At 38.6% G+C, this 25,115-nt stretch carries 25 protein-coding genes; 8 read left to right on the top strand and 17 right to left on the bottom strand.

Annotation, left to right across the window (positions count from 1 at the left end; all coding sequences use genetic code 11):
• Positions 1 to 7: 7 nt before the first annotated feature.
• Together H4J62_RS03325 and H4J62_RS03320 are read left to right on the top strand one after the other, a co-directional pair.
• The gene (locus tag H4J62_RS03325; RefSeq protein WP_182213885.1) at positions 8 to 691 is read left to right on the top strand and encodes a pseudouridine synthase; all 684 of its coding nucleotides are present in this window, start codon (positions 8 to 10) and stop codon (positions 689 to 691) included.
• A 106-nt stretch (positions 692 to 797) separates the two neighbouring features.
• Entirely contained in the window at positions 798 to 1,745 is a 948-nt protein-coding gene (locus H4J62_RS03320) for a DUF3530 family protein (RefSeq protein WP_182213740.1), read from the top strand.
• 157 nt (positions 1,746 to 1,902) lie between these two features.
• Here H4J62_RS03320 and H4J62_RS03315 read toward each other — a convergent pair whose 3' ends face one another.
• The 7 genes from H4J62_RS03315 to H4J62_RS03285 all read right to left on the bottom strand — a co-directional run bounded on the left by H4J62_RS03315 (position 1,903) and on the right by H4J62_RS03285 (position 10,766).
• The gene (locus H4J62_RS03315) at positions 1,903 to 3,921 is read right to left on the bottom strand and encodes a methyl-accepting chemotaxis protein (protein ID WP_182213741.1); all 2,019 of its coding nucleotides are present in this window, start codon (positions 3,919 to 3,921) and stop codon (positions 1,903 to 1,905) included.
• Between the two features lie 224 nt (positions 3,922 to 4,145).
• Positions 4,146 to 4,967, bottom strand: a complete 822-nt coding sequence (locus tag H4J62_RS03310) for a symmetrical bis(5'-nucleosyl)-tetraphosphatase (protein WP_182213743.1) — start codon at positions 4,965 to 4,967, stop codon at positions 4,146 to 4,148.
• A 16-nt stretch (positions 4,968 to 4,983) separates the two neighbouring features.
• Entirely contained in the window at positions 4,984 to 5,397 is a 414-nt protein-coding gene (apaG, locus tag H4J62_RS03305) for a Co2+/Mg2+ efflux protein ApaG (protein WP_259364818.1), read from the bottom strand.
• Positions 5,394 to 6,206: a 16S rRNA (adenine(1518)-N(6)/adenine(1519)-N(6))-dimethyltransferase RsmA gene (gene rsmA / locus H4J62_RS03300; RefSeq protein ID WP_070375746.1), complete on the bottom strand. Its 813-nt coding sequence runs from the start codon at positions 6,204 to 6,206 to the stop codon at positions 5,394 to 5,396. The genes apaG and rsmA overlap by 4 nt, the downstream gene beginning before the upstream one ends.
• The gene (gene pdxA, locus H4J62_RS03295) at positions 6,203 to 7,186 is read right to left on the bottom strand and encodes a 4-hydroxythreonine-4-phosphate dehydrogenase PdxA (RefSeq protein ID WP_220465259.1); all 984 of its coding nucleotides are present in this window, start codon (positions 7,184 to 7,186) and stop codon (positions 6,203 to 6,205) included. The genes rsmA and pdxA overlap by 4 nt, the downstream gene beginning before the upstream one ends.
• On the bottom strand, positions 7,186 to 8,487 hold the full coding sequence (gene surA, locus H4J62_RS03290) for a peptidylprolyl isomerase SurA (protein ID WP_182213745.1): 1,302 nt from the start codon (positions 8,485 to 8,487) through the stop codon (positions 7,186 to 7,188). The genes pdxA and surA overlap by 1 nt, the downstream gene beginning before the upstream one ends.
• Positions 8,488 to 8,507: 20 nt before the next feature.
• The gene (locus tag H4J62_RS03285) at positions 8,508 to 10,766 is read right to left on the bottom strand and encodes an LPS-assembly protein LptD (RefSeq protein WP_182213747.1); all 2,259 of its coding nucleotides are present in this window, start codon (positions 10,764 to 10,766) and stop codon (positions 8,508 to 8,510) included.
• A gap of 192 nt (positions 10,767 to 10,958) precedes the next feature.
• Here H4J62_RS03285 and H4J62_RS03280 point away from each other — a divergent pair, with 192 nt between their 5' ends.
• Genes H4J62_RS03280 through djlA form a run of 3 tightly spaced genes read left to right on the top strand, consistent with a single transcriptional unit; the run spans position 10,959 to position 13,490 of the window.
• Complete coding sequence (locus H4J62_RS03280; RefSeq protein ID WP_182213749.1) at positions 10,959 to 11,975, top strand: aminoglycoside phosphotransferase family protein; 1,017 nt, start codon at positions 10,959 to 10,961, stop codon at positions 11,973 to 11,975.
• Positions 11,972 to 12,661, top strand: coding sequence for an N-acetylmuramate alpha-1-phosphate uridylyltransferase MurU (gene murU / locus H4J62_RS03275; protein ID WP_182213751.1), 690 nt, complete (start codon positions 11,972 to 11,974; stop codon positions 12,659 to 12,661). Before H4J62_RS03280 ends, murU begins: the two co-directional genes overlap by 4 nt.
• A gap of 37 nt (positions 12,662 to 12,698) precedes the next feature.
• Positions 12,699 to 13,490 carry a co-chaperone DjlA gene (gene djlA, locus H4J62_RS03270; RefSeq protein WP_070375740.1) on the top strand — a complete coding sequence of 264 codons (792 nt, stop codon included), beginning with the start codon at positions 12,699 to 12,701 and terminating at the stop codon, positions 13,488 to 13,490.
• Between the two features lie 99 nt (positions 13,491 to 13,589).
• Here the strand turns inward: djlA and folA are convergent, their stop codons facing one another.
• From folA to rplU, 4 genes are all read right to left on the bottom strand, one after another.
• Positions 13,590 to 14,081 carry a type 3 dihydrofolate reductase gene (gene folA, locus H4J62_RS03265; protein ID WP_182213753.1) on the bottom strand — a complete coding sequence of 164 codons (492 nt, stop codon included), beginning with the start codon at positions 14,079 to 14,081 and terminating at the stop codon, positions 13,590 to 13,592.
• Between the two features lie 182 nt (positions 14,082 to 14,263).
• The gene (gene cgtA / locus H4J62_RS03260; RefSeq protein WP_070375739.1) at positions 14,264 to 15,421 is read right to left on the bottom strand and encodes an Obg family GTPase CgtA; all 1,158 of its coding nucleotides are present in this window, start codon (positions 15,419 to 15,421) and stop codon (positions 14,264 to 14,266) included.
• Between the two features lie 326 nt (positions 15,422 to 15,747).
• A complete protein-coding gene (gene rpmA, locus H4J62_RS03255) occupies positions 15,748 to 16,002 on the bottom strand; it encodes a 50S ribosomal protein L27 (protein ID WP_070375738.1) in 255 nt (84 codons plus the stop codon).
• A 16-nt stretch (positions 16,003 to 16,018) separates the two neighbouring features.
• On the bottom strand, positions 16,019 to 16,330 hold the full coding sequence (rplU, locus tag H4J62_RS03250; RefSeq protein ID WP_070375737.1) for a 50S ribosomal protein L21: 312 nt from the start codon (positions 16,328 to 16,330) through the stop codon (positions 16,019 to 16,021).
• 227 nt (positions 16,331 to 16,557) lie between these two features.
• Between rplU and ispB the strand changes: the two genes are divergently transcribed.
• Both ispB and H4J62_RS03240 read left to right on the top strand, forming a co-directional pair.
• Entirely contained in the window at positions 16,558 to 17,529 is a 972-nt protein-coding gene (ispB, locus tag H4J62_RS03245) for an octaprenyl diphosphate synthase (RefSeq protein WP_182213754.1), read from the top strand.
• 2 nt (positions 17,530 to 17,531) lie between these two features.
• On the top strand, positions 17,532 to 18,104 hold the full coding sequence (locus tag H4J62_RS03240; protein WP_182213756.1) for a paraquat-inducible protein A: 573 nt from the start codon (positions 17,532 to 17,534) through the stop codon (positions 18,102 to 18,104).
• A gap of 165 nt (positions 18,105 to 18,269) precedes the next feature.
• Here the strand turns inward: H4J62_RS03240 and mdh are convergent, their stop codons facing one another.
• Positions 18,270 to 19,205: a malate dehydrogenase gene (gene mdh / locus H4J62_RS03235; RefSeq protein WP_182213758.1), complete on the bottom strand. Its 936-nt coding sequence runs from the start codon at positions 19,203 to 19,205 to the stop codon at positions 18,270 to 18,272.
• Between the two features lie 225 nt (positions 19,206 to 19,430).
• On the opposite strand from mdh, the gene argR reads away from it, so the two are divergent.
• The gene (gene argR, locus H4J62_RS03230) at positions 19,431 to 19,904 is read left to right on the top strand and encodes a transcriptional regulator ArgR (protein ID WP_070375733.1); all 474 of its coding nucleotides are present in this window, start codon (positions 19,431 to 19,433) and stop codon (positions 19,902 to 19,904) included.
• A 51-nt stretch (positions 19,905 to 19,955) separates the two neighbouring features.
• Here the strand turns inward: argR and H4J62_RS03225 are convergent, their stop codons facing one another.
• The 5 genes from H4J62_RS03225 to H4J62_RS03205 all read right to left on the bottom strand — a co-directional run bounded on the left by H4J62_RS03225 (position 19,956) and on the right by H4J62_RS03205 (position 25,056).
• Positions 19,956 to 20,879: a Dyp-type peroxidase gene (locus tag H4J62_RS03225; RefSeq protein ID WP_182213759.1), complete on the bottom strand. Its 924-nt coding sequence runs from the start codon at positions 20,877 to 20,879 to the stop codon at positions 19,956 to 19,958.
• Positions 20,880 to 21,141: 262 nt separating this feature from the next.
• A complete protein-coding gene (locus tag H4J62_RS03220; RefSeq protein ID WP_182213761.1) occupies positions 21,142 to 22,401 on the bottom strand; it encodes an ammonium transporter in 1,260 nt (419 codons plus the stop codon).
• A 10-nt stretch (positions 22,402 to 22,411) separates the two neighbouring features.
• Positions 22,412 to 22,750: a P-II family nitrogen regulator gene (locus H4J62_RS03215; protein ID WP_070375731.1), complete on the bottom strand. Its 339-nt coding sequence runs from the start codon at positions 22,748 to 22,750 to the stop codon at positions 22,412 to 22,414.
• A 431-nt stretch (positions 22,751 to 23,181) separates the two neighbouring features.
• A complete protein-coding gene (locus tag H4J62_RS03210) occupies positions 23,182 to 24,027 on the bottom strand; it encodes an HDOD domain-containing protein (RefSeq protein WP_070375729.1) in 846 nt (281 codons plus the stop codon).
• A 192-nt stretch (positions 24,028 to 24,219) separates the two neighbouring features.
• Positions 24,220 to 25,056: a DUF2797 domain-containing protein gene (locus tag H4J62_RS03205; protein WP_070375728.1), complete on the bottom strand. Its 837-nt coding sequence runs from the start codon at positions 25,054 to 25,056 to the stop codon at positions 24,220 to 24,222.
• Positions 25,057 to 25,115: the final 59 nt, after the last annotated feature.

Raw genomic sequence — 25,115 nt, 5'->3', positions numbered from 1 at the left:
TGTGCCTATGGCGCCAAACCCAGAGTTTGTTTATTGCCCGCCTATGTCGCCTTACCTTGATATAATTTATCGCGATAATGATATTGTGGTGCTCAACAAGCAAAGTGGTTTATTAACCGTGTCAGGTCGCTTACCCGCTCATAAAGATTGTTTACAAAGTCGAGTGAATAAAGTGCTGCCAACCGCAACGGTAGTTCATCGATTAGATATGGCAACATCTGGTATATTGATCATGGCGTTACATAAACCTGCACATGTCGCAATTAGTCGAATGTTTCAGCAACGCGAAACGAAAAAAAGCTATATTGCCCGTGTCTATGGTCATATGAAAGATGATAATGGTTCGGTCGATCAACCGCTTATTTGTGACTGGCCAAATCGTCCACGACAAATGGTTGACCATGAACGTGGTAAACAGTCGTTGACCCATTACCGAGTATTATCACGCGATACTGATGCTAACTCGGTGCCAAGTACCTTAGTTGAATTAACCCCGATAACAGGGCGTTCTCATCAACTACGTGTCCATATGTTATTTTTAGGCCACCCTATTTTGGGTGACAGATTATACTCACATGAGTCAGCGGTTACGGCAAGTGCACGGTTATTATTGCATGCGCAAATGTTAGAGCTCGCACATCCATGTATAGAAAAGACACTCACTTTCAAAGTTCCTTGCCCGTTTCTTTGATAAGCATTTTTTCTGGTTAAGAAAATAAAGTATTTGCCGATAATTGATCATACGTCCATTAAACAATTTTCGGTAAGTACTCACCGCCTATAATTTTAAGGAACATATGTCTTTACGTGTTTTAGCTTCATTAATCATTTTCTGTCTATTTAGCCTTGTTACTATTAACAGTTATGCATTGTTATACCAAGAAGAAAATAAAACCGAAAAGCCAAAAGTTCCAGAGCAGCAAGAGGCGACAAAAACAGCGGATGAATCCGGTGATGCCAGTAAAGTAGCTCCTAAAAAACGTCCAGAAATTTTCGCCCCTATTAATTCGCTACTGCAACAAGAACAAGATCTGACTCATTACCTAACGGCTGAAAAAATAACGCCTATGTTAGCTGGCGCTCAAGACTTTATTACCATTATCAATGAAAATACCGCCAGTAATCAAAAAGGGGTAATGATACTGCTCCCTGACTGGGGAATGAGTGCAAAAAGTAGCAACGCTTTAAATTATCTACAAAAAGTACTGCCTAGCCAAGGTTGGACAACCATAGCTATTCAGCCACCAAGTATCCCTTTAGGTTACCCTTCTCGCGCATTAAAGCGATCGATTCAACTCGAAGACGATGATAAAACCTTACTGGCACACAAAGAACATTTGACCGAACTAATGACGGCGGTGATGGAAAAAGCTAAAGATTATCCTGGTATATTTGTCGTGGTATCAAAAGGCAGTCATGCCATATTACTGGCCAATTTATACAGTACCGGTAAACTACAATCGCCAAGTGCTATGGTCATGCTTAGTGGTTATATGAATACTACAGAGCAAAGCCTCTCATTTGCTAAAGTACTGGCGACCAGTGAGTTTCCGCTCTTAGATATCTATCTGTCAAGAGAGCAGCAATTAGCGACCTCTGCCGCTAAAATTCGTAAAGCACAAGCAGTTAAAGAAATGAAAGTCTATTATCGACAAACTGAACTGCACAATAATCAAATTGGCTATTACCCTGAAAAAGCGTTGTTAAGGTCAATAAATGGCTGGCTTAAATCTATTGGTTGGTAACATCTGCTATAAACTCAAACGCTGATCTCAATAAGTTACTACCCCGTTAGCTACAATCAACAAAAAGCCCCCGCTGAAGTTATCCTCAGCGGGGGCTTTTTAATCGTTAATACAAGTTAATTCATTAGCTAACCATTATCAGCAGAGCGATTAGCACTTATAGCTTAAACTCTTGCACTGACTGTTGTAATTCTTCAGCTAACTTAGCGACTTCATTACTTGATTGTGCCGTTTGCTGTGCACCTGCCGTTGTTTGTTCAGCAATGGCAACAATAGATTCTAAATTAACGCTAATCTCATGAGCGACGACACTTTGTTCTTCAGCAGCCGCGGCAATTTGAGTACTTTTATCAAATGCCTCGTGAACCGAATGAGTAATAGTTTGCAGCGCTTTCTCAGCTTCTTCGCTCTGCTCTACACAATTTGCGGCTTGCTTCTTACCCGTATCCATAACGCCAACAGCTCGTTGAGCACCGGTTTGCAGTACCTCAATCATGTTTTGTATTTCTTGTGTAGACACTTGCGTTCTACTAGCTAGCGTTCTTACTTCATCAGCAACTACGGCAAAACCACGACCTTGCTCTCCGGCACGAGCGGCTTCAATAGCTGCGTTTAATGCCAGTAAGTTAGTTTGCTCAGCTATGCCGCGAATGACATCAAGAATACCACCGATAGAAGCACTGTCTTGCTGTAGTTTATTGATAACTTGTGCTGCTTCTTCAACTTCGTCAGCAAGTAAGCCGATAGTTTGGCGATTACGTTCAGAAATAATTTTTATACGCTTGGCTTCGTCATCAGCTTGCTTTATTTCACCTAGTGTATCATTAGCACTAGATAGTACACTTTGAGAAGTACTGCTCATTTGCGTAGTCGCAGAAGCGGCTTGTTCAACTTGTGAACGTTGCTCTGCAATAGCAATGGTACCTTGTGCGGTTACCGCTGAAGTTTCTTCTGCGGCAGTTGCTAGTTGTGTAGAGCGACTAACAATACCTTGAATAAGCGTACGCAAACTATCAATTAATAAATTACAGTTACGTGATAATTCAGCAAATTCATCTTTACCCGTTTCATCTAACTTATGAGATAAATCACCAGAAGCAACGATGTTAAGCATTTTATTAACCAAAGACAGTGGTCGGGTAATACTAAGCAGTGTAAACCAAGCAATACCAATTGCGGCAACAATTGAAAAAATCATAATACCTATAGTTTGTGAGTTACCATCGGCCACTTTTTCTTGAACAAGTTTACCCGCCGTCATCGCAGTTTGATTCGCTAAATCGACTTGTTTTTCTAAAATGGCATTGGCTTTTTTGATGTCACGTTCTGCAGCATCTAAGTTTTCTGTTGCGACTTTAAGGGCAATCAGTTGTTTATCTTTGTGAGAAAAAATATCATTGTTAGAGTTAATTAATTCAGTTAATTCACTCAAAGCAACAGACAAATCATCAGCTACATCTTCGGCGCCTTGATTAGATAGCTCGGATATAATATCGGTAAATGATTTATTTACATCAACAAAGCTATTGGATATTTGGTTACCGACTAAATCTGTTGACGACCTGTCGATTAAACCTCGATATTCAAGTGCTGAGCTTACTAGCCCATTAAGTAAGGTTTCAATACTTTCACCTAAACTAACAGCTCGCTGAAGCTTAGTGTCAGCTAAGTCGTGGTCGGCAAGGTCTAGTAACATCGTAGCTGCATCATCAGCTTTTTCTTCAAGGTTAGCTATTTTTTCTCTTAAAATAAGCGCTTGATTAATACTGGCTTGCCTATTACTAAAAACCAATCCTATTTCTTTTTCGAGATCTGCATAAACTGAATCGACTTGACCTAGATTAGTTAATAAAGAATTTTCATTTCGCACCACTTGCTTTAATTTCTTCAGCTCAGTAGTAAAGTCATCTTTATCTTGATTATATGCCGTAAGATTATTATTAAGTGGCGTTAATTCGGTTTGATAATATGCACGTAAAGTAAGGTTACCTATTTGGGTTAAGGTGTTAGCAAGCTTGTTACTCCCTTTTAATGTAGGGATCGCCAACTCACTTTGTTGTACAGTAGAGCCTTTAATTATGTTCAAATTCCATAGAGATATAGCACTAGTTATTACTAGTAAGACTGCAATAATGGCAAAACCACCCATTATTTTCATTGCTACCGTTAAATTCATAAATGTCACCGTGTAAATAGATAGTATTGAGTACGAGTGTAAACTAAATTAATTGCTACTTCCTTGAATGCAGGCCTATATTTTCAAAGCCAATAATCATAGCTTATTTGTCATTATTGTCGATTAGATTATCGGTTAATATTGTTAAAAACTTAACCGTTAATTTTATTATAACAAGCTTAAGCTATTTTTCACCTTTAGTTATTGCTTTATCATAAGTTTTTTTATTTTTGTTTTGCACTGTGGCAAGGCTCAGTAAACAACTGCTTGTCAGACCATCGTAATAACGTTAGATGTCCGCCCCAGACGCACCCTGTATCTAATGCATAAATATTGTCAACAGGACAGTGCCCCATTAATGAAGCCCAATGACCAAATATCCAACTATAATTTGTTTGTTTTTGTGTAAACTCAAACCAAGGTTTTATATGGGCAGGTGCTTGCTCAACTGCAAGCTTACATGAAAACTCTAAGCCATAATCGAGTTGGCAATAACGCATTCTGGTCAGTGAGTTAACGGTCACTCGAAATTTTTCATCAGCAGATTTTGCCAAAGACCATAGATTAGGTTCTTCACCATACATTATGGCTAACCAATCATTTCTTAGCGCTGATGCTAGCTTGATATTAACATCGTTTGCTTGTTCCATAGCTTCTGCAGGTGTCCAAAAGGGTGGCAAACCTGCATGACTCATATAAACATTTTCATTGGGTAACTTTTGGATAAGCGGTTGACTAGCAAGCCAACCCATTAACTCATCAACGTCTGCAGCAGCTAATAATTCATCGAAACAATCGCTAGCTTTTGCTTTTTTCAAGCCACCATAAATAGCTAATAAGTGCAGGTCATGATTACCTAAAACCACTCGAGCACTATTACCCAGTGCTTTTATATATCTCAGCGTTTTTAAGGAGTCTGGACCTCTAGCAACCAGATCACCCGCTAGCCAAAGCTGGTCAGTTTCAGGCGAAAAGGCAACTTGGTCTAGTAAGGCGCGTAGTTCGTGGTAACAGCCTTGAATATCTCCGACAAAATAGATAGCCATAAACGAAGCGTCGCAGTTAGTTAAGAATGTGTGGCTGAGCTAAACCAAAAACAGGTATCTCAACTTGTTGCAAGTCATTATCATCACTTAGCATTTGGTAATGGCCCTGCATAGTACCGACTGGGGTTTTTAAGATACAACCGCTGGTATAAGTGTACGTGTTGTCTGGCGCTATGATAGGCTGCTTACCGATAACACCTTCACCGGCAACGGTAGAGGTCTTATTGTCGCCATCGGTAATCAACCAATAACGAGACAATAATTTAACCGGTTTATTACTATTATTGGCAATACTAATCGTATAACTAAATACATAGTTCTTTTCGTTTTCAATCAATTGTGAGGCAATATACTCAGTTTTAACACTGACCGAAATATCATATCCCATAGAAATCGATTCGACTGTAGTTAATGTTGAATCGTCCTTCATAACTCAACCGGGTTATCAGTTAAGAAATTTGCCAGTTTGATATAATCTGTGATCGGTAAGTTCTCTGCACGAAGTCTTGCATCGATACCTAAAGCCGCTAATTGTTCAACCGTAAACAATTTTTTAAAACTATTGCGTATCGTTTTTCTACGTTGGTTAAATGCCGCCAAACAAACTTGGTTAAGCGATTTAATATCTTTTACTGGATTTTTAATCTCACCATGAGGGATTAATCTCACGATAGCAGAATCAACCTTAGGCGCTGGCTTAAAAGCTTCTGGGCCTATTTGCATAACAGGGATAACCTGACACTGATATTGCGTCATGATTGAAAGCCTACCGTAGGCTTTACAATTTTCACTAGCAGCCATGCGTTGAACAACTTCTTTTTGCAGCATAAAGTGCATATCTTTCACGCTATCTTTAAACGTTAAAAGATGAAAAATAAGTGGCGTAGAAATGTTGTAAGGTAAGTTGCCAAAAATTCTTAAAGGTCGTTCTGCGGTCGCTATTTCACTAAAATCAAATTTAAGGGCATCCGCTTCATAAATAGTAATTTTATCAGCAATAAAAGGATGATGGCGTAAACGATGGGCAAGATCTCTATCAAGTTCGACAACAGAAATGGCACCCGCTCGGTCAATAACCGGTTCGGTTAATGCGCCTAATCCAGGACCAATCTCGATAAGATTTTCTCCCGGCTCAGGGTCGATAGCATCAACAATTTTACTGATCACACCTTCGTCATGTAAAAAGTTTTGTCCAAAGCGTTTTTTGGCCTGGTGGCCTAGATGAGTTTTATTATTCATGATTGATTATTTGCTAATTTAATGGCTGTGGTGATTGCTTCAATAAAGCTTCCTGGGTCAGCTAAGTTGGTACCCGCTAATTCAAGTGCGGTACCGTGATCTACCGAGGTTCGAACAAAAGGTAAGCCTAAGGTAATATTAACCGAAGCGCCAAAGCCTTTATATTTCAAGACTGGCAAGCCTTGATCGTGATACATAGTTAAAATGGCATCAGCATCACTTAAGTACTTCTCCTGGAAGATAGTATCAGCAGGTAATGGCCCAATAAGCTTGATGCCTTCATCTCTGAGTACATTTAAGGCTGGGATCATCACATCGATTTCTTCTCGACCTAGATGCCCATCTTCTCCCGCATGAGGGTTTATGCCACATACGTAGATTTTAGGCTCTTTAATACCAAATTTATTAATAAGATCGGTATTTAAAATACGAGTGACTTTTTGTAAACGTTCTGCGGTGATCGCTTTAGAAACATAAGCTAAAGGAATATGCGTTGTCACTAATGCAACTCTTAAGCCTTCTGTCGCCAACATCATCACGACATCGGCACAGTTAGCTTGGCTAGCAAAATATTCTGTATGACCACTGAAAGCGATACCCGCTTTATTAATTAACCCTTTATGCACGGGGCCAGTGACAATAGCATCGATTTCACCAGAGATATTTTTTTCACTGGCAATTCTTAATGTTTCAATGACATAACTACCATTTTCAGCATTAAGCTCACCAGGAATACAAGCCTCAGCCATATCGACAGACAATATCGTTAGTGTCCCGGCTTTTTGAGGTTTAGCGGCTTTCGAAACATCATAATCAATAAATGTGAGTGGTAAACCTAAAACTTCAGCGCGCTCTTGCATTAACTTTTTACAAGCAATTACCACAAGCTCAACGGGCCAATCTTGCTGAGCAATGAAAATGGTTAAGTCTGGGCCAATTCCTGCAGGTTCGCCTGGCGTGATAGCTATACGCTTTGTCATTATTTTGTATCTCGACTAAAAATCTCTACATAGGCTTCATCACGAAGCTCTTTAATCCAACGCGCACTTTCTAAACCAAACTTTCTATTGAATAAAATGCGACGAGCTTTACTTTCATTCATTTGTTCTGTCGCATCAAGTGTTCTTCGCCCCGTTAATTGCGCTAAATGCCAACCAAATGAAGTTCTAAAAGGCTTATGCATTTCATCAACTTTTAATCGCGCTAAGGCCGCCTTAAAAGTAGGATCGTAAACATCAGGGTCTGACCAACCTAGATCACCACCTCGCACTGAAGTAGGTCCGTCTGAATACTCTTTAGCTAAGTCGCCAAAATCAGCTTCACCTGCGTTAACTCTGTCCATAAGGCCTAGCAGAATACTTTCAGCTTTGGCTTCACTCAAGATAACAGAAGGTTCAATCAATATGTGCCGTGCTTTCACTTCTTCTACTTCAACGATTTGCAAACCACGAATATCTATAATTTTTACAATACTAAAACCTAAACCGGTACGGATAGGTCCTAAAATTGATTCTTTTTTCTCACCATCAACAATTGATGAGAATAATGTCGGTAATTCATTGATATTTTTCCAACCTAAATCACCACCTTCTAAGGCATTTGAACCGCCTGAAGAAGCAATAGCAATTTTTGCAAAGTCACTGCCGTTATTAAGCAATTCAATTACTTTTTCAGCGCGAACTTTAGCGGCATTCATATCATCTTGTGTTGGATTCGCTGGGAACTCAATTAGTATGTGTCCCAGACGATATTCAACATCAGTATTAATTTTTTCTTCCATAGAAGAAATCAAATTAGCCACGTCTTGTGGTGAAACATAAATACGGCGACTAACACTATTGCGGCGTACCTCGCCAGAAATAAGTTCAGTTCTGACTAGTTCACGATACTTATCGTAATCTGTGCCATCTTTAACAAGATTCTGACGAAACTGGTCTAACGTTAATTTTTCTTCTTTCGCCATATTAGTTAGCGTTTCATCAAGTTGTGCATCACTCACTTGCACACCCATACGTTCGCCTAATTGAGTGATCAACGCATCGTTGATCAACTTTTCAGTGACCTGCGTTCTTAACGCTTTATCTGATGGTAAACTTTGATCATTTTTTAGTGCTTGTTTTTTTATGGTTGCGATTAGGTCTTTTATTTCAGATTCCAAAACAACACCACCATTTACAATGGCTGATACTCGATCAAGTTCAACTTGTTGTGCTTGTACTGGAAAAAAAGATGTTACCGTCAAAGCGCTTGTTAAAAGTAAAAATTTCAATGATTTTTTCATGTATCGTCTATTTCTTATATTTAATTATTGAGAAAGTAAGGGCGTTTGTAGCCAAATATACTTGAGTTGAACATATCTGTAATGTCTTTTGTTCTCATGCTAAATCTTAGCATAAAACCATTGTTGAATTCATCGCGATTTTTATTATTACTCGATGGTTCATCAAAGTTTGCTGTAATATAACGATGATAAGCAAAACTCAGTGACCAACAGCAACTTTGGTACTGTAAACCCGCATAAGTTTCTATGCTTCGATTTTGCTGTAAATCTTGAGTTACTCGGCTAATAACTTGCCAATTTTTATTTATGCTGACATTCCCCGCTAAAGATAGTTGCTCTAATGTTATACCTGAGACATCACGAGTGTATCGATGGTTCAATTGTATTGTTTGATTTTCACCAAAAAGATAATCAATACTGGTTTGACTCTTGTTGGTAACATCATCTTCTGTATTATATTGAATGTCGCTACTGAACTGCCAACTACTATTTATACGAGCGTAGACTTCTGCCGCTAATGCCGAAGCATCGGCTACAATTCCTTGGTTTTCTTCAAAGGTAAAATTACTGTCATTAAGATAAACAATTCGTCCTAAGCTGACCCTAAGTTGTTCTTGATTGGCACTGTCGAGTAAACGACTCGTTATTCCCCAAGAATATTGATTAGCTTGAGCTATCCTATCTAAACCACTAAAACGTTTATCACGAAATAGACCGTTATAGTCATCTTGTAGTGTGGTTGTATCATATAGCCCTATATTACTTTGATCTTTTTCAGGAATATAAAGATATTGCAGTTGCGGCTCTAAGGTTTGTGTAAAACTATTTCCCCAAAAATGACTTTGCCTATCAAAATTAACCCCACCATGAAAACGGACTTTAGGTAATGTTCTGCTTACACTTTCTTCAAGCTCACTTTCCAAAGGAATATTGTCTTGTTGGTAATGGGTTTGTAGTATTTTAAATTCTGAATTCAAAAACCAAGCTGGCGTAACCAAAGGAAAGGTTAAACCCGCTTCAACATGATAGCGCTGTGCGGTTACTTGAGTTTTATCGGCATTGTCAAAATTGGTGACTTCAGAATAGACATCGAATAACCCGTCTAAAACATCAATTTTTTGATGGCTGGCAAGTTCGAGTTGAGCAAGCGCTTTATAGTTTGTTTTATTATCGCCGAGTACTTCAAAGTCTTGTAATTTTACCTTGGCTTGCCAACTATCCGCAAAATAAGCTAATTCACCTGTTTGATATAAGTAAGCATCATTATCATTGTAGTGCTTACTACCAATATCAACTAAATAGTTATCATCACTAATTGTTGTGTAGTCAACGAAAGCGCGAAAGCGCTCTGAAAAGGTGCCAACATGTTGCATACGCACTAAATATCGTGCATCGGTGCTATCTTCTTGTTCATTGTCTTGATCTAGATATTCGAGATCAAATTGTCCTTGTTGTTCATCATGCAAATAACGAAATTCTGTCATTAATTGACTGCCACGCTTTAACATGTATTTTGGGGTAATCGTCGCATCAATATTAGGGGCAATATTCCAGTAATAAGGAATTGACGTGGTAAAACCTGATTTACCTGAATTACCAATTTCAGGATATAAAAAACCAGATTGTCTATCATCACCAATAGGAATCGTAAAATAAGGTAGGTACAAGACCGGCACATTAAAAACTGAAAACCTTGCATTATAAGCTTCTAAATAACGTTCATCTTTAGAAATATTAATTTCGCTGGCATTCATTTGCCAATCAGGTGAAGCGCCATAACAAGTAGTAAAAGAAGAGTCAATTAATGACAAGGTTCCTTCTCTAGACACAGAAATAATACCAGCACCACCGTGTCCTGCTATTCCCGCGAGTTGATACTGAGTATTTTTCAAGGTAGTCGCGCCAAGCGATTCACTTATGTTCAATTGGTCGGCAAAAATATCAATGCCTTTATTTTGAAAGTGAATATCGCCCGTGGCCTTAACCGATGAACTTTCTCTATTAAGCTCAATCTCATTAGCAAGAATTGTCTGCTGACTGTTAATCAACATTACATTGCCGGTAAATTTAGCGACTTTATTTTTATTAATACCCGATTTATCAGCTAAAATAGTGATCGCTTTACTCTTTTCAGTAGATTGAGTAGCGGTTAACTGTGGGTAAGTCGGTATAGGGCATTGAGCCATACCATCGAGAATATCGGTAACTTGTTGAGCAACACTATATTTAGCCATTGATAAACAAGTAATTATTAAAATTAAATAGCGCGGAAATGACATTAAAAGTCCGATAGATGAATGATTAAAGCAACAAAGATGAAAGCGAGCCACATTTTATACTCAAACACTTAGATAATATAGCAATTTTCTTTAGGGTGCTAATTCGGTATATTGGTAATATGGGTTGGCATTACTCATTTATGCCCTCACCTAAGATAACTATTAGCACCATTTACTTGAGGAATAGAAAACTTGCCAAGCTCTCGAATTCAAGCGTTACACCTATGGTTGGATAAACAATTTTCAGGCGAACATATTCAATTGACCCCCTTAACTGGCGATGCTGGCTTTCGCTGCTATTATCGTTTTTCGATAAAGGGTCGTTCATTTATCGCCGTTGATGCCCCTAAAGATAAATCTAATAACGCGGCTTTTGTTTTTATGCAAAAGAGTCTTAAGGATAATAATGTCTTAGTGCCTGAAATTATTGCGGCTGATTTATCACTAGGTTTTCTTTGCTTAGCTGATTTTGGTGAAACGCTATTAGCTGATATTTTATCGACTGAAAATATCATTATCACCTATCAAAAAGCTATCGATATTTTACCAAAAATTCAGTCTGCATTGCCCAAGAATACTCAAGAATTACCGCATTATGATCAAGCATTTGTTGAGCTTGAACTGAATATTTTCTCACAATGGTTATTAACTGAGCACCTATCAATTATATTAACTGCTGAAGAGCAACAGCAGTTAACAGATTGCTTTTCAATATTAACAGAAAATATGCTGAGCCAACCGCAAGTCTTAGTGCACCGAGATTACCATAGTAGAAATATTATGGTCCTCGAGGATAATAATTTCGGCATTATTGACTTTCAAGACGCGGTCATTGGTCCTATCACTTACGATATCGTCTCGTTACTCCGTGACTGCTACCTGAAATGGCCGAACGAGTCTGTTTCATTGTTACTAAACCGCTATATAGATATGATGACAGAGCACTATTCATTAAACGATATCACTCGCCAGCAATGGCAGCGCTGGTTTGATTTAACTGGCTTACAACGCCACATTAAAGCGAGTGGTATATTTGCCCGTTTACATCATCGCGATAATAAAAGCGGCTACTTAAAAGATATTCCGCTAACACTTAGCTACCTTGTTGAGATCAGTAAGCAATACCCTGAATTAGCCTCTTTACATCAGCTTTTATTAGTGAAAGTACTGCCTGCGATGCAAAATATTAAAGCAGGTACATTAACATGAAAGCGATGATTTTAGCCGCTGGTCGTGGTGAACGTATGCGCCCATTAACGGATCATTGCCCAAAACCTTTACTCAGAGTAGCTGGGATCCCGCTAATCGAATACCATATTAATAAACTCGCCCAGTGTGGCATCACAGATATTGTTATTAACTATGCCTGGTTAGGAAAGATGATCGTTGACTATTTAGGTGATGGTAAAAAATTCGGGGTTAATATAAGCTACAGTCCAGAAAATAGTGGTGCACTTGAAACGGCTGGCGGTATTATTCAAGCGCTACCTTTATTAAGCAATAATAACGATAATGAAGCCTTTATGCTGATAAACGGCGATATATTTACTGATGTTAACTTTGCTAACTTACCGACATTAGCCAAAGACCGGTTAGCGCATATCTGCTTAGTTAACAATCCTGATCATAATATAAAAGGTGATTTTATTTTTGATAACAATCAACTCACCAATATTGTAAATCAGTCAGAATCAACACAGAAAAATACTTACACCTTTAGTGGTATTAGTTTATTTCGCGCTGATTTTTTTAAAGATAAAAATGCCATGCCAGCATTAAAGCTTGGTCCAATGCTCAAAAGTGCGGTTAGCGACGGTACGGTTTCAGCCAGCATACTCGATTGTGCATGGACCGATGTTGGTACGCCAGAACGTTTAGCGTATCTAAATAGATAAGTTAATCAATTAATAACACAAACAGGTAATATTGATAATGAGAATATGGGGAAAACTTTTAGGCTTTATATTTGGTTTTATGCTGAGTAAAAACCTACTAGGTGCATTAATAGGCATGTTTATTGGTCATAACTTTGATAAAGGCAGAGGCCTTAATTTCAATAATCTTTCAGGCTCGAAAAGCTCAGAAAGTGAACGCCAGAGCGCATTCTTTTACACTTCTTTTTCAGTGATGGGCTACATGGCAAAAGCGAATGGCTTAGTGTCAAAGCATGAAATTGAATTCGCCAATGCTTATATGGACAAATTATCGTTGCAGGGAGAGTCAAGACAACAAGCGCAAGATGCCTTTAGAGAAGGTAAAATGGCGGGTTTTCCACTGAACGATAACCTTGCAAAATTTAAACAAGTTTGCGGAAATCGTCATGATTTATTATTACTCTTTTTAGAGATTCAAATTCAAGTCGCTTTTGCTGATGGTCACCTAGACAGTGATGAACGCCAAGCCTTACACACCATAGCGCAGCAATTAGGCTTTTCAAGTAAAGAGCTTGATAGACTCTTAGAAATGATTATCGCTGGTGCACAATTTCATCAAGGTCAATCAGGTAAAAGCTCTCAATCTCAATTAGAGAATGCCTACAAAGTGTTAGGTGTTGCAGCAGACACACCTGAAAAGGATATTAAGAAAGCTTATCGAAAGTTAATGTCGCAACATCATCCTGATAAGTTGGTTGCTAAAGGTTTACCACCAGAAATGATGGAAATTGCCAAACAAAAAGCACAAGATATTCAAGGGGCATACGAATTAATCACTAAAAACAAATAACCGCTAATGCCTGTTATTACCAGCAGATATTAGTGCCTAGCTTGCTAGCCGCTCAATGAAAAACGCATACTAGCGTATGCGTTTTTTTCTTTAAGGTGTTTATTTTCGTTGATAAACACAAAAATCCACATCAAAACTATTTTTGTCATCGGCACTGAGTTTAACGCTACTGGTTAGTTGCCAATCTTCCACCGTATTATATTCAGGAAACTGAGTATCGCCATCGATATCGGCTTTAATATGAGTAATATAAAGACGGTTAGCGAGGGGTAAACAATGGCTGTAAATAGCACCACCACCAATGACCATCACTTCGTCTACTTCACCCGCTAGCAGTAAAGCTTGCTCGACTGACGTAGCACTGTCTACACCATCAGCGCGGTAGTTTTGGTCACGTGAAATAACAATATTTTGCCTACCTGGTAAAGGACGACCAATAGATTCAAAGGTCTTTCGCCCCATAATAATCGGCTTACCTAACGTCGTTTTTTTAAAATAGGCTAAATCAGCCGGTAAGTGCCACGGCATATTATTATCTTTGCCAATAATACGGTTATCAGCATGGGCGACAATCATCGAAAGTAGGGTCATTAACATGGTCTCTCTAAAGGGAATAATTCACTATGTGCTTAATGAAATAACTCATTATTGTTTCACGGGCTTATTTAACATCACTCGTCAGGGGATGATAGCGATTTACCCCCTAAAAAAAAAGCTCAAGTAAATTATACTTGGGCTTTTTTATAACAACTAACTAAATGAACAGTGAATAATTACTTACGATATTCAACTTCTACATCGTATTCATCTTCATCCCAGTCTTCGTCACCTAATTCGTCTTCAACGCCGGATACCGCTTCTTCGTGGTAAGTATCCCACTTGAACTCAACCGTTTTATCTTCAGGTGTTTCTTCGATTTCTGGAGGAAGCCCTTCGATAAAAGTCATCACGCCTTGCGTTAGGTCAGCGGTACCAAATTTATTGATAGCAGAGACACTTCGTACTTCGCCAGTCCAATTTAAGCCAGCAACAATACTATCTGTTAGCGCTTTCGCTTCATCTTCTAACATTAAATCAAGCTTGTTAAACACTAACCAGCGCGGTTTAGCAAAAAGTTTTGCTGAATGACGCTCTAATTCACTGATAATAGTTTTAGCGTTTTCAAGCGGATCAGAACCATCGGCAGGCATTACATCAACAAGATGTAATAAAATTCGACAACGCTCTAGATGCTTAAGAAACTGTGTACCTAAGCCTGCGCCTTCTGCTGCGCCTTCAATCAAACCAGGAATATCAGCAATAACAAAACTACGTTGCGTATCTAGGCGAACTACACCTAAGTTAGGCGCCAACGTAGTAAATGGATAATCTGCTACTTTAGGTCGAGCCGCTGAAACACTGCGTATCAAAGTAGACTTACCTGCATTAGGTAAACCTAACAAACCTACATCGGCGAGTAACAATAGCTCAAGCTTTAGACTACGTATTTCGCCCGGTGTGCCATCGGTTTTTTGACGAGGAGCGCGGTTAGTACTACTTTTAAAACGCGTATTGCCTAAACCATGCCAGCCGCCTTTAGCCACTAACATTTTTTGTTCATTGCGGGTTAAGTCACCTAATTGTTCACCGGTGTCTACATCCATAGCACGTGTACCAACAGGTACTTTCAAAATTAAATCTTCTGAACCTTTACCCGTACAATCACGACTTTGACCATTTTGACCGCGCTTAGCACGATGAAAACGCTCGAAGCGGTAATCAATTAAGGTATTCAGGCTTTCGTCAGCCATTAAATAAACGTCACCGCCGTCACCGCCGTCACCACCATTAGGTCCGCCGTATTCAATGTACTTTTCTTTTCGAAAACTTACACAACCGTTGCCGCCGTCTCCGGCCTCAACTCTAATTTCAACTTCATCAACGAATTTCATGGTGCTTTGAAACACTCCAAGATTAAACTATTGCCTTATTATAAGTTATTTTTTGCACTTACGAAAACAAAGTTATTTTTTATACAAAATGAATACCCTTTAAACTAATTAAAGTTACATCATTAAAAGTAAATAAATTTTCAACAACGAGGCGCTTGGTTAAGCAATAGCTGACTATTGGGATTGAAGCAACGAAGTTATTGACTATTTAGGTCATTTAAAAATGAGCCATTAATTAGTGCAATAAGTATTAGATACTCAAGTAATTAAGTATCAAAAAAAAACCCTGCTTAAAGCAGGGTCTTTATTAAGTTTGAGTAACGTTACTAAGCAACAATACTTACAAACTTACGGTTTTTAGGACCTTTAACATCAAATTGTACTTTACCATCAGTTAAAGCAAATAATGTGTGGTCTTTACCAATACCCATGTTTGTTCCAGCGTGGAATTTAGTACCACGTTGACGAACAATAATGTTTCCAGCTAATACAGCTTCGCCACCAAAACGCTTAACACCAAGGCGTTTAGCTTCTGAATCGCGACCATTTCGTGTACTACCTGCAGCTTTCTTATGTGCCATCTTAAATCGCTCCTAATTAGCCGTTAATGCCAGTAATTTTCACTTCAGTGAACCATTGACGATGGCCCGCTTCTTTACGTGAATGCTTACGACGTTTAAATTTAACAATTTTAACTTTATCAGCACGGCCTTGATTTACAATCTCAGCTACTACTTTACCGCCAGCAATGTAAGGCGCGCCTACATTAACTGCTTCGCCGTCAGCGATCATTAAAACGTTATCGAATTCTACTGTTGCACCAATTTCAAGCTCAAGCTTTTCAAGGCGAACTGTTTGTCCTTCAGTTACGCGGTGTTGTTTACCGCCACTTTGGAATACAGCGTACATACCTACTCCGTAAAGCGTCATTTTATTTAGACGCTAGATTTTAAAATATAGGGCGCGAATTCTACGCGAAGATTTTTATTCAGGCAAGTCTAATTCGCATCTATTTCTATTTAATTTACTTATCGATAAACTATTCCGCTACAGCCCTTTATTGCTAAATATTTTCGTGTAAACTCATGCTTCATAAAATCTCTCAAATACAACAACAAAGGTAGCTATAGCCTTCTATGGATATCAAACACATACAAGCCCTCGCTCAAAAAGATATGACAGCGGTAAATAATGTTATTTATTCGCAAATAAATTCTGATGTTGCGTTAATTAATCAGCTTGGCGTTTATATTGTCAATGCCGGTGGAAAACGCATGCGTCCCATGCTAACGGTTCTCGCCGCACGTGCTTTTGGTTATCAAGGTAATGATCATATCTCTATTGCCGCCATTATTGAGTTTATTCACACCGCGACCTTATTACATGATGATGTTGTTGATGAATCAAACATGCGTCGTGGTCGAGAAACTGCTAATGCCCTATTTGGCAATAGCGCCAGCGTACTCGTTGGTGACTTTCTTTATACTCGCTCTTTTCAGATGATGACCAAGTTAGGCAATATGAGAATAATGGATATATTGTCTGATACCACTAACATTGTTGCCGAAGGTGAAGTCTTGCAGTTAATGAACTGTAATGATCCTAACACCACCGAAGAAAGTTATTTTCAGGTTATCTACTGCAAAACAGCGAAACTGTTTGAGGCCGCAACACGTTTAGCAGCAGTTATTGCCGGGCAAGATGAAAAAATTGAAAAAGCGATGCAAGAATACGGTAAATACTTAGGCACTGCTTTTCAATTGGTTGACGATATTATGGACTACACCGCCGATGCTAAAGCGATGGGGAAAAATATTGGTGATGATTTAGCTGAAGGCAAGCCGACTTTACCATTACTTTATGCCATGAAGCACGGTAATGCGCAGCAAAAGCAGCTAATAAGCGACGCTATTGAACATTGCAATGGTATGGAGCATTTAGACGAGATACTCGCTGCAATGGAGCAAACAGGCTCTCTCGTGTACACACAAAAGCAAGCAGAGCGAGAAGCGGATAAAGCCATTGATGCGTTAAAAATATTACCCGAGTCTGAACATAAGCAAGCGCTGATATCTCTGGCCCATATTGCTGCAAATAGAAGCGTATAATCATGAAGACCCATTTCGGCTTTTATCTTAATCTTCTTGCTATTTTGTTATTTATTCCAGGGATATTATTACCGATGTTCTCTTTGAGCATGGATGTTAGCGCCACTATTGCCGGACCTGCGCTGACCTCAGAGTTAATTAACAAAGAGCTTTCCCTGTTAACTACAATTCAAGAGCTGTGGCAGAACGATCGTTTATTAGTGTCTGTGCTCATTTTTATTTTCTCTATTTGCATTCCTTTATTGAAAACGGCTTTAGTGGCTTGGTCTTATTTTAAGAGGAAGACTCAGCTAGAAAGAAAAATTATTAGCTTTGTTGGTGCGATTGGAAAATGGTCAATGGCTGACGTTTTTGTGGTGGCAATATTTTTAGCTGTTTTGTCTACTGACCATGCAGAAACAGCAAGCCAACAAACGTTAAGTATTATGGGCTTTAAACTCAATTTAATGATCAGCAGTGAAACACTGTCGGCTGTCGGCCCTGGTTTTTATTTCTTTTGTGCTTATTGTTTACTGTCATTAGTTGGTACGCAGCTGAGTCAAAGTGGTCTAAACAAAAGCCAGCTTAACGACTAGTCCTATAATCTGTTCATCGATATTATCTGTAACAGCATTATCATTGATTATTTTTAGAGATAAAAAAACCGCTAATCTTTACAGAACAGCGGTTTTTTTTATTGCAAAAACGTCAGCCAATAAATATAAATTTACTGCATGAAGCTAATGCTAACGTTCAACAAATTAACCTTTGATGAAGTTAATACCTTCAGTAATGTCAGCTTTCAATGTGTCTAACATATCAACTTTCGCTTTTTCTTCAAAAGCACTTAGTTTACCGTAAGATAAAATTTCGCTAACGCCATTTACGCCTAAACGTACCGGTTGTGCGAAAAATTGTGCATCTTCACCTGCACCTTCAACGTAAGCGTAATCAACCACGTCTTCGCCTTGTAAACCTTTAACTAAAGACATACAAAAACGAGCAGCAGCAGCGCCCATAGATAAAGTAGCAGAACCACCACCGGCTTTAGCGTTAACAACTTCAGTACCTGCGTTTTGAATGCGAGGTGTTAAAGCAGCAATTTCTTCATCAGTAAAAGTAACACCTTCAACTTGTGAAAGAAGTGGTAAAATAGTGGTACCTGAGTGGCCACCAATTACTGGAACTTTAACTTCAGCAACGTTTAAGCCTTTTAATTCAGCAACGAACGCTTCACTACGAATAACATCTAGCGTAGTAATACCAAAGACACGAGCTGCGTCGTAAGTACCTGCTTTTTTGAAGACTTCAGCAACGATAGGAACCGTGCCGTTAACTGGGTTAGTAATAATACCGACTAACGCTTTAGGACAGTTAGCAACAATGCCTTCTGCTAATGTTTTAATAATGCCCGCATTAACCGCGAACAAATCAGCACGATCCATACCTGGCTTACGTGGCATGCCTGCTGGAATTAAAACGATATCAGCGCCTGTTAATGCGTCGCCTAATGCGTCAGCACCAAAACCTTCAACGGTAACAGCTGTAGGTATGTGTGATAAATCAACAGCAACACCTGGAACAACTGGTGCTACGTCATACAAAGATAGCTCAGAACCCGCTGGTAATTGAGTTTTTAATAATAATGATAACGCTTGGCCAATTCCGCCAGCAGCGCCTAAAACAGCAACTTTCATTTGATGTCTCCGGTAGTTAAAGAATATTTGAGTAAATACGTAAATTTTCGTGCCCAAAAGATATAGCATCGGCCACTAAAAAACAATTAATATTAAACTATATATGGCATTAGGATACCGTATAATACTTTTAATGAAATAATACTTAGGTCTTACTTCCTCATCATTAAGAATTTAAGATTAAAAAAAGTGTAGTAGAAAAATAACAAAGAGTACCGTTAAATTATGACAGTTTCACAAAAACAAGAAGCATTAACACAAGCTTTTAAAGATTTATTAAAGCAAGAGCAGTTTGGTTCTCAAGGCGATATAGTTGATGCGTTGAAGAAACAAGGTTTTGATAATATCAGCCAGTCAAAGGTTTCACGTATGCTCAGTAAATATGGCGCTGTTCGCACCCGTAACGCTCGCCAAGAAATGGTTTATTGTTTACCAGCTGAACTAGGCGTTCCCACAGCGAAAAGCCCTTTACGCCAACTAGTGATAGATATTGAATACAATGAAGTCATGATTATTGTTAGAACAAGCCCCGGCGCTGCCCAGTTAATCGCTCGCTTACTTGATAGCTTAAGTAAAAGCGATGGAGTACTGGGTACGATTGCCGGTGATGATACTATTTTTATTGCCCCAACCCATGTTGGACAAATAAAAGAAACCATTGCTAAATTAGAGTTACTTTTTTCAAGAAACTTAAATTAAGCTAAGTTCGAAGACAGTTAGCCATAGTAACATCGCGATTTTACCGGTTTATTAAAGTGCCAACTTCGCTAAAAAATTCAAACTTGGTGCAAAAAAAGATGCGCCAGTTTCTGCTTGGGTATATTTAAGTAGATGATCAAAATGACCATGAGCATCACTTTGAATCATGGCTTTTAACATCATCTCAAATGGCTCAGGCGAGCGGCAATAAGAAACAAAAAACAAGCCCTGTAACTTCATATCACCATACGGCATACTTTGTCGTACTATTTCGATAGCGTTACCGTCTTCGTCTTTAAGGTTTACTCGCTTAGTATGCGCGGTCGCTGGTTTATTTTCATTGGAATATTCTTCATTATCCAGTTTTGTTCGTCCAAAAATATCTTCTTGGTCTTTAACCTTTAAGTTATCCCATAAGTTCAAGTTATGGCGATAACGTTGAATATGTAAATAACTGCCTGCTGCAAATTCTTCACTCTCTTCATTCGCAATTAGCGCAACTTTGCGGCGGTGTGAACCTTGTGGGTTTTCTGTGCCATCGACAAAGCCCGTTAAATCACGACCATCAAGAAACCTAAAGGCACGCACTTGCTCAGCCAGTTCAACGCTGTTGGCTAATAAAGCACAAACCTTGGTACTAACAATATGATTAACGTCTGCACGGTCGCTTCTTATTTCGATATAAAGATCATAACTATCAGCTGGAGCTGCGCGATCATCACATTCAAGCGCGGAAAAAGGCTTTAAATTTTTAGGTCTTCCTTGTGGATACAACTCATCCCAATAGTTAGCACCGATAGCAATAACACCAGCTAAGTTAGATTCTGAAAAACGATCTGCGTAATGATCGAATAAGGCAGGTAATCGAGAAAGTGCGTGACGAACATGAGCATTTTTATCATCTAAAACATTAAACATCAGATAATAACCGTGCAAACTAGGTTCTGCGCAAATACCGAATTGTTCTCTTGCCATCAAAATTCCCAAAAATGTAATGTATATTAATATTTCAATTTTACACAGTTTCTTAAAATTCACAGTAAATCATTTACGATAATAAAATAAGATAAAACCGTGTTGCTTTTTACAGCTACGCCAACGCACCTTTATTAGTAGCAGCACAAGTACTGATAATTTCTGTGCAGCTAAAAGTATTAGCCTTTATCTTGTACATAAAAAAACAGCCCTGAGGCTGTTTTATGATTTATCTTGTTAATATAGATAACACTAGTTGGTATTAAGTAAACTCAGGGTAAGCTTCCATACCACAATCTGATTTATCCATACCTTGATACTCTTCTTCTTCAGTTACACGAATACCCATAACTTTCTTAAGTACATACCAGACCACAAAACTTGCACTAAATACCCAGACAAAGATGGTTGCTGCACCGATTAATTGTCCACTAAAGCTTGAAGCAGGGTTAGTAAGAGGAACAAGCAGTAAACCAAACAAACCAACGACACCATGTACTGAGATAGCACCGACTGGATCATCTATTTTCAGTTTATCTAAACCAACCACTGACAAGACAACGATGACACCAGCGACCATACCAAACAAGGTTGCTTGCAATGCCGTGGGTGTTGAAGGCTCAGCAGTAATAGCGACTAATCCCGCTAATGCCCCGTTTAATGTCATGGTTAAATCTGCTTTTTTAAATAGTAATTTCGCAAAAATTAACGCGGCGATAGCGCCACCAGCGGCCGCTGCATTGGTATTTAAAAAGACCATAGCAACTGAATGTGAACTGTTGATATCGGCAAGCTTTAAAACTGAACCACCGTTAAAGCCAAACCAACCCATCCATAAAATAAATGTGCCTAATGTCGCCATAGGTAAGTTAGCACCTGGAATGGCATTAATACGACCATCTGCTCCATATTTACCCTTACGTGCGCCAAGTAACAAGACACCCGCTAATGCTGCTGATGCACCTGCCATGTGGACAATACCCGAGCCAGCAAAATCAGAAAAGCCTAAGTCACCTAGGGTGTACAAACCAAAGACAGCATTACCGCCCCAAGTCCAGCTACCTTCAAGTGGATAAATAACGGCAGTTAACACAACGGTAAAAATAAGGAATGCCCATAATTTCATGCGTTCAGCGACGGCACCAGAAACAATCGACATCGCTGTTGCAACAAAGACCACTTGAAAGAAGAAATCAGACGCTTTGGAGTATATAGCTCCGCCATTAAAACCATCTTCACGGCCAGAAAATTCTTTTAATACCGCATCAGCATCGATTGTTTCGATGCCAGATAAGAAGAAACCACCACCGTACATAATTTCGTAACCGCAGGCCAAATACATCATGCAAGCAATAGCATAAAGCGCGACGTTTTTAGTCAAAATTTCTGTGGTATTTTTTGCACGCACTAAACCGGCTTCTAACATAGAGAAACCCGCGGCCATCCACATAACAAGAGCACCACATATCAAGAAATAGAAAGTGTCCATTGCATACTGTAATTGAAAAATATTTTGTTCCATGATTTACCCCTTAAATAGCTTCAACATCTTGCTCACCAGTACGAATACGTACAGCTTGCTGTAAGTCATAGACAAATATTTTACCATCGCCAATTTTACCTGTGTGCGCCGACTCGGTAATTGCTTTGACTAAGCGTTCAACAACATCATCATTGACAGCAATTTCAAGTTTCACTTTCGGTAAAAAGTCCACTTGATACTCAGCACCACGATACAGTTCGGTATGACCTTTTTGTCGTCCAAAACCTTTTACTTCACTGACGGTTAGTCCTTCAACACCAATTTCAGAAATTGCTTCTCTGACATCATCCAGTTTGAAAGGTTTTATTATTGCGTTAACCATTTTCATTATGTTTAGCCTTATTTATGATTTGTACATAACAATACAAATGTTATGCCAAAGACTAAAATACTTAATATTCATAAGGTTAAGATTAACAATAAAAAAAAGGCTATTTAAAAGCACTTCGTTGGTGCATGAAATTTTATCAATGACAGTAATTGGTGCATGATTTAATTAGCATGCAAGGAAGTCCCGTTTGTTAAATAAAACTATTAGCGGTGTTAGGCAAGGAAAGGTTAATTAGCAAGGATGGCAAAGACAGTTCTGCTATCTGAGAGGTTTATTACTCGGTGACAACTCATGATTAATGAGTGTATTAGCTGCGCAGACAAGGTAAGTGCAATAAAAATTGAGATGAGGTTAGCTCAGCAAAGAAAAGCTATTGCTAAATAGATCACTGCCCTCACCCACAGTTATTATATCAAAAGATATAGCGGTTAATAAAGCATAGAGGCACTTGGGTTAAGTACAGCAAGGATACTTAAACGTTCCATATCACAGAAGTCGCTGGCATCACGCAACAGCTCTTGTTGCACTGATAACGCATCGAGTTTTTCATCACTAATGACATCGGCTTGGCAATGACTTTTGCATTGGTGGTTCAGTGTCATTATTCGTTTAGCAATATAAAGTAACTTAGTTTCGTCGGTACTATGTTGAAACTCCTCTTCATCTTGATAACGTATAGGTTCAATCAAGCTGTAAGGAAGTTGCCATTGTTTTAATAATTCAGCGGTAATGTCAGCGTAGGAAAAACCCAGTGTTTGTAGTTGTTTAGTCCAAGGCAATTCATCTGAATTAATATGCTTACATTGTTCTACTTTTTCAGGCATAAATTGATGTATGACTAATTCGCCTAAATTATGCAGCAAACCTAAAATAAATAATCGTTCCGCATTAGGTACGTTTAGTTTAGTGCCTAAAAATTTAACCGTTAATGCACAGTCAACACTACGCTCCCAAAAGTCATCTAAATATTCGGGACTGGCTTTTAGTTTTCTAAAGGCATCAGTGGTAAAATAAGCAATAACTAAGTTGTAAACTTCGGTAATACCCAAGATTAAAACCGCTTTAGAAATAGTGTCTATTTTACCAGGATAGTTAAAAAAAGAGCTATTTGAGAGCTTTAAAATAGTCGCTGACAAGGCGGGATCAAGTAAAATGACATCCGCTATATCATCAATAGTTGATGATTCGTTATCAATTAACTCTTTAATGCGGATAAAAGAATCCGACAATACAAATATTTCACTCGCCTGTTCGGCGTATTCAACAGCATTCATAACAAAAATCCTAACAAGAAATATAGGGTTGTTTTTATATAAAAATAAAACACTCAGCAAATAAATTGAAAGCTAACACCCGCTGATGGCTCAGTTTTTCAATAATATACAAGGTATTAGCAATGACCTAAATTTTACTCAAGTATAGACACTATATTAATAATAAGTGACTTATTTTCAGAAAAAGTCTAATTAGTCTTCAACGGTTAAGGCAACTTGGTAAGAGCCAAATTTTCTAATATTAATAACCCCCTTATCAAAAATAAGATATTGGCCTTTTATCCCTTGTAATAATCCTGAAACTTGGGGGGTTTTATCAAAGTTAAAAGAGCCGATCTTTTCTAAGTACTGTTCAACAGGAAAGTTCAAATTGACTACTGGTTCGTCAAGTAATTCAACGGCGTCTGCACCAAAGCGTAATTTAATATCGTCTAACTGTGCTGCAATTTCAGGTAGTAATGCTTGTGCTTTCGCTTTTAAATCAACCATTTCACCCGCACCTTTTAACATAGCTCGCCAGTTTGTTTTATCGGCAATAAACTTAGCCAGTGCTATTTCAACTAAACCCGATTGTAAGCGTGTACTTACTCTAAATAGTTTTAAAGCTTGTGTTGCACCTTGGTCAATCCAGCGGGTGGGTATTTGAGTATGGCGAGTAATGCCAACTTTAATGCCAGAGGTATTCGCTAAATAAACATAATGATTAACCATGCAATTTTTTACGCCCCATTCAGGCTCACGACAAGTCCCCTGAGCATGATGGCAAGTTTCTGGTTTCATAATACACATATCGCATTGAGCGAGCTTTTGCATACACGGATAACAAAAACCTTGCGAATAACTTTTCTTGGTTACTCTTGCACAATGACGACACGCTATTTTACCTTGGTAATCTAAAGTAATATTTTTCCCAATTAACGCATTCATATCAATGAGCTGATCGCCTATAGGTAATTGGTAATGAACGAGTCCGTTTTCATCTAACTGAGCAGTCATTTTACTCAAAGCACCTGCATCGTAATGGGTCATTTATTGTCTCGGTATGTTTGATGGAGAAATTTATAGGGCATGGTATAAAACTCTGTAAA

This window comes from Colwellia sp. BRX8-5 (genome assembly GCF_014077325.1).
Taxonomy (GTDB): domain Bacteria; phylum Pseudomonadota; class Gammaproteobacteria; order Enterobacterales; family Alteromonadaceae; genus Colwellia_A.
Note: the sequence above shows the minus strand (reverse complement) of the source record. Positions and strands in the feature narration are given on the sequence as shown.

What these genes read in the sequence shown, in the direction of transcription:
- argR (WP_070375733.1), top strand. Translation starts at nt 19,431, where the DNA reads ATGACAGTTTCACAAAAACAAGAAGCATTAACACAAGCTTTTAAAGAT.
- H4J62_RS03215 (WP_070375731.1), bottom strand. Translation starts at nt 22,750, where the DNA reads ATGAAAATGGTTAACGCAATAATAAAACCTTTCAAACTGGATGATGTC.
- mdh (WP_182213758.1), bottom strand. Translation starts at nt 19,205, where the DNA reads ATGAAAGTTGCTGTTTTAGGCGCTGCTGGCGGAATTGGCCAAGCGTTA.
- rplU (WP_070375737.1), bottom strand. Translation starts at nt 16,330, where the DNA reads ATGTACGCTGTATTCCAAAGTGGCGGTAAACAACACCGCGTAACTGAA.
- cgtA (WP_070375739.1), bottom strand. Translation starts at nt 15,421, where the DNA reads ATGAAATTCGTTGATGAAGTTGAAATTAGAGTTGAGGCCGGAGACGGC.
- ispB (WP_182213754.1), top strand. Translation starts at nt 16,558, where the DNA reads ATGGATATCAAACACATACAAGCCCTCGCTCAAAAAGATATGACAGCG.
- H4J62_RS03220 (WP_182213761.1), bottom strand. Translation starts at nt 22,401, where the DNA reads ATGGAACAAAATATTTTTCAATTACAGTATGCAATGGACACTTTCTAT.
- H4J62_RS03240 (WP_182213756.1), top strand. Translation starts at nt 17,532, where the DNA reads ATGAAGACCCATTTCGGCTTTTATCTTAATCTTCTTGCTATTTTGTTA.
- murU (WP_182213751.1), top strand. Translation starts at nt 11,972, where the DNA reads ATGAAAGCGATGATTTTAGCCGCTGGTCGTGGTGAACGTATGCGCCCA.
- rpmA (WP_070375738.1), bottom strand. Translation starts at nt 16,002, where the DNA reads ATGGCACATAAGAAAGCTGCAGGTAGTACACGAAATGGTCGCGATTCA.
- H4J62_RS03210 (WP_070375729.1), bottom strand. Translation starts at nt 24,027, where the DNA reads ATGAATGCTGTTGAATACGCCGAACAGGCGAGTGAAATATTTGTATTG.
- H4J62_RS03205 (WP_070375728.1), bottom strand. Translation starts at nt 25,056, where the DNA reads ATGACCCATTACGATGCAGGTGCTTTGAGTAAAATGACTGCTCAGTTA.
- H4J62_RS03285 (WP_182213747.1), bottom strand. Translation starts at nt 10,766, where the DNA reads ATGTCATTTCCGCGCTATTTAATTTTAATAATTACTTGTTTATCAATG.
- djlA (WP_070375740.1), top strand. Translation starts at nt 12,699, where the DNA reads ATGAGAATATGGGGAAAACTTTTAGGCTTTATATTTGGTTTTATGCTG.
- H4J62_RS03325 (WP_182213885.1), top strand. Translation starts at nt 8, where the DNA reads ATGGCGCCAAACCCAGAGTTTGTTTATTGCCCGCCTATGTCGCCTTAC.
- H4J62_RS03310 (WP_182213743.1), bottom strand. Translation starts at nt 4,967, where the DNA reads ATGGCTATCTATTTTGTCGGAGATATTCAAGGCTGTTACCACGAACTA.
- folA (WP_182213753.1), bottom strand. Translation starts at nt 14,081, where the DNA reads ATGACCCTACTTTCGATGATTGTCGCCCATGCTGATAACCGTATTATT.
- H4J62_RS03320 (WP_182213740.1), top strand. Translation starts at nt 798, where the DNA reads ATGTCTTTACGTGTTTTAGCTTCATTAATCATTTTCTGTCTATTTAGC.
- surA (WP_182213745.1), bottom strand. Translation starts at nt 8,487, where the DNA reads ATGAAAAAATCATTGAAATTTTTACTTTTAACAAGCGCTTTGACGGTA.
- pdxA (WP_220465259.1), bottom strand. Translation starts at nt 7,186, where the DNA reads ATGACAAAGCGTATAGCTATCACGCCAGGCGAACCTGCAGGAATTGGC.
- H4J62_RS03225 (WP_182213759.1), bottom strand. Translation starts at nt 20,879, where the DNA reads ATGGCAAGAGAACAATTCGGTATTTGCGCAGAACCTAGTTTGCACGGT.
- H4J62_RS03315 (WP_182213741.1), bottom strand. Translation starts at nt 3,921, where the DNA reads ATGAATTTAACGGTAGCAATGAAAATAATGGGTGGTTTTGCCATTATT.
- apaG (WP_259364818.1), bottom strand. Translation starts at nt 5,397, where the DNA reads ATGAAGGACGATTCAACATTAACTACAGTCGAATCGATTTCTATGGGA.
- rsmA (WP_070375746.1), bottom strand. Translation starts at nt 6,206, where the DNA reads ATGAATAATAAAACTCATCTAGGCCACCAGGCCAAAAAACGCTTTGGA.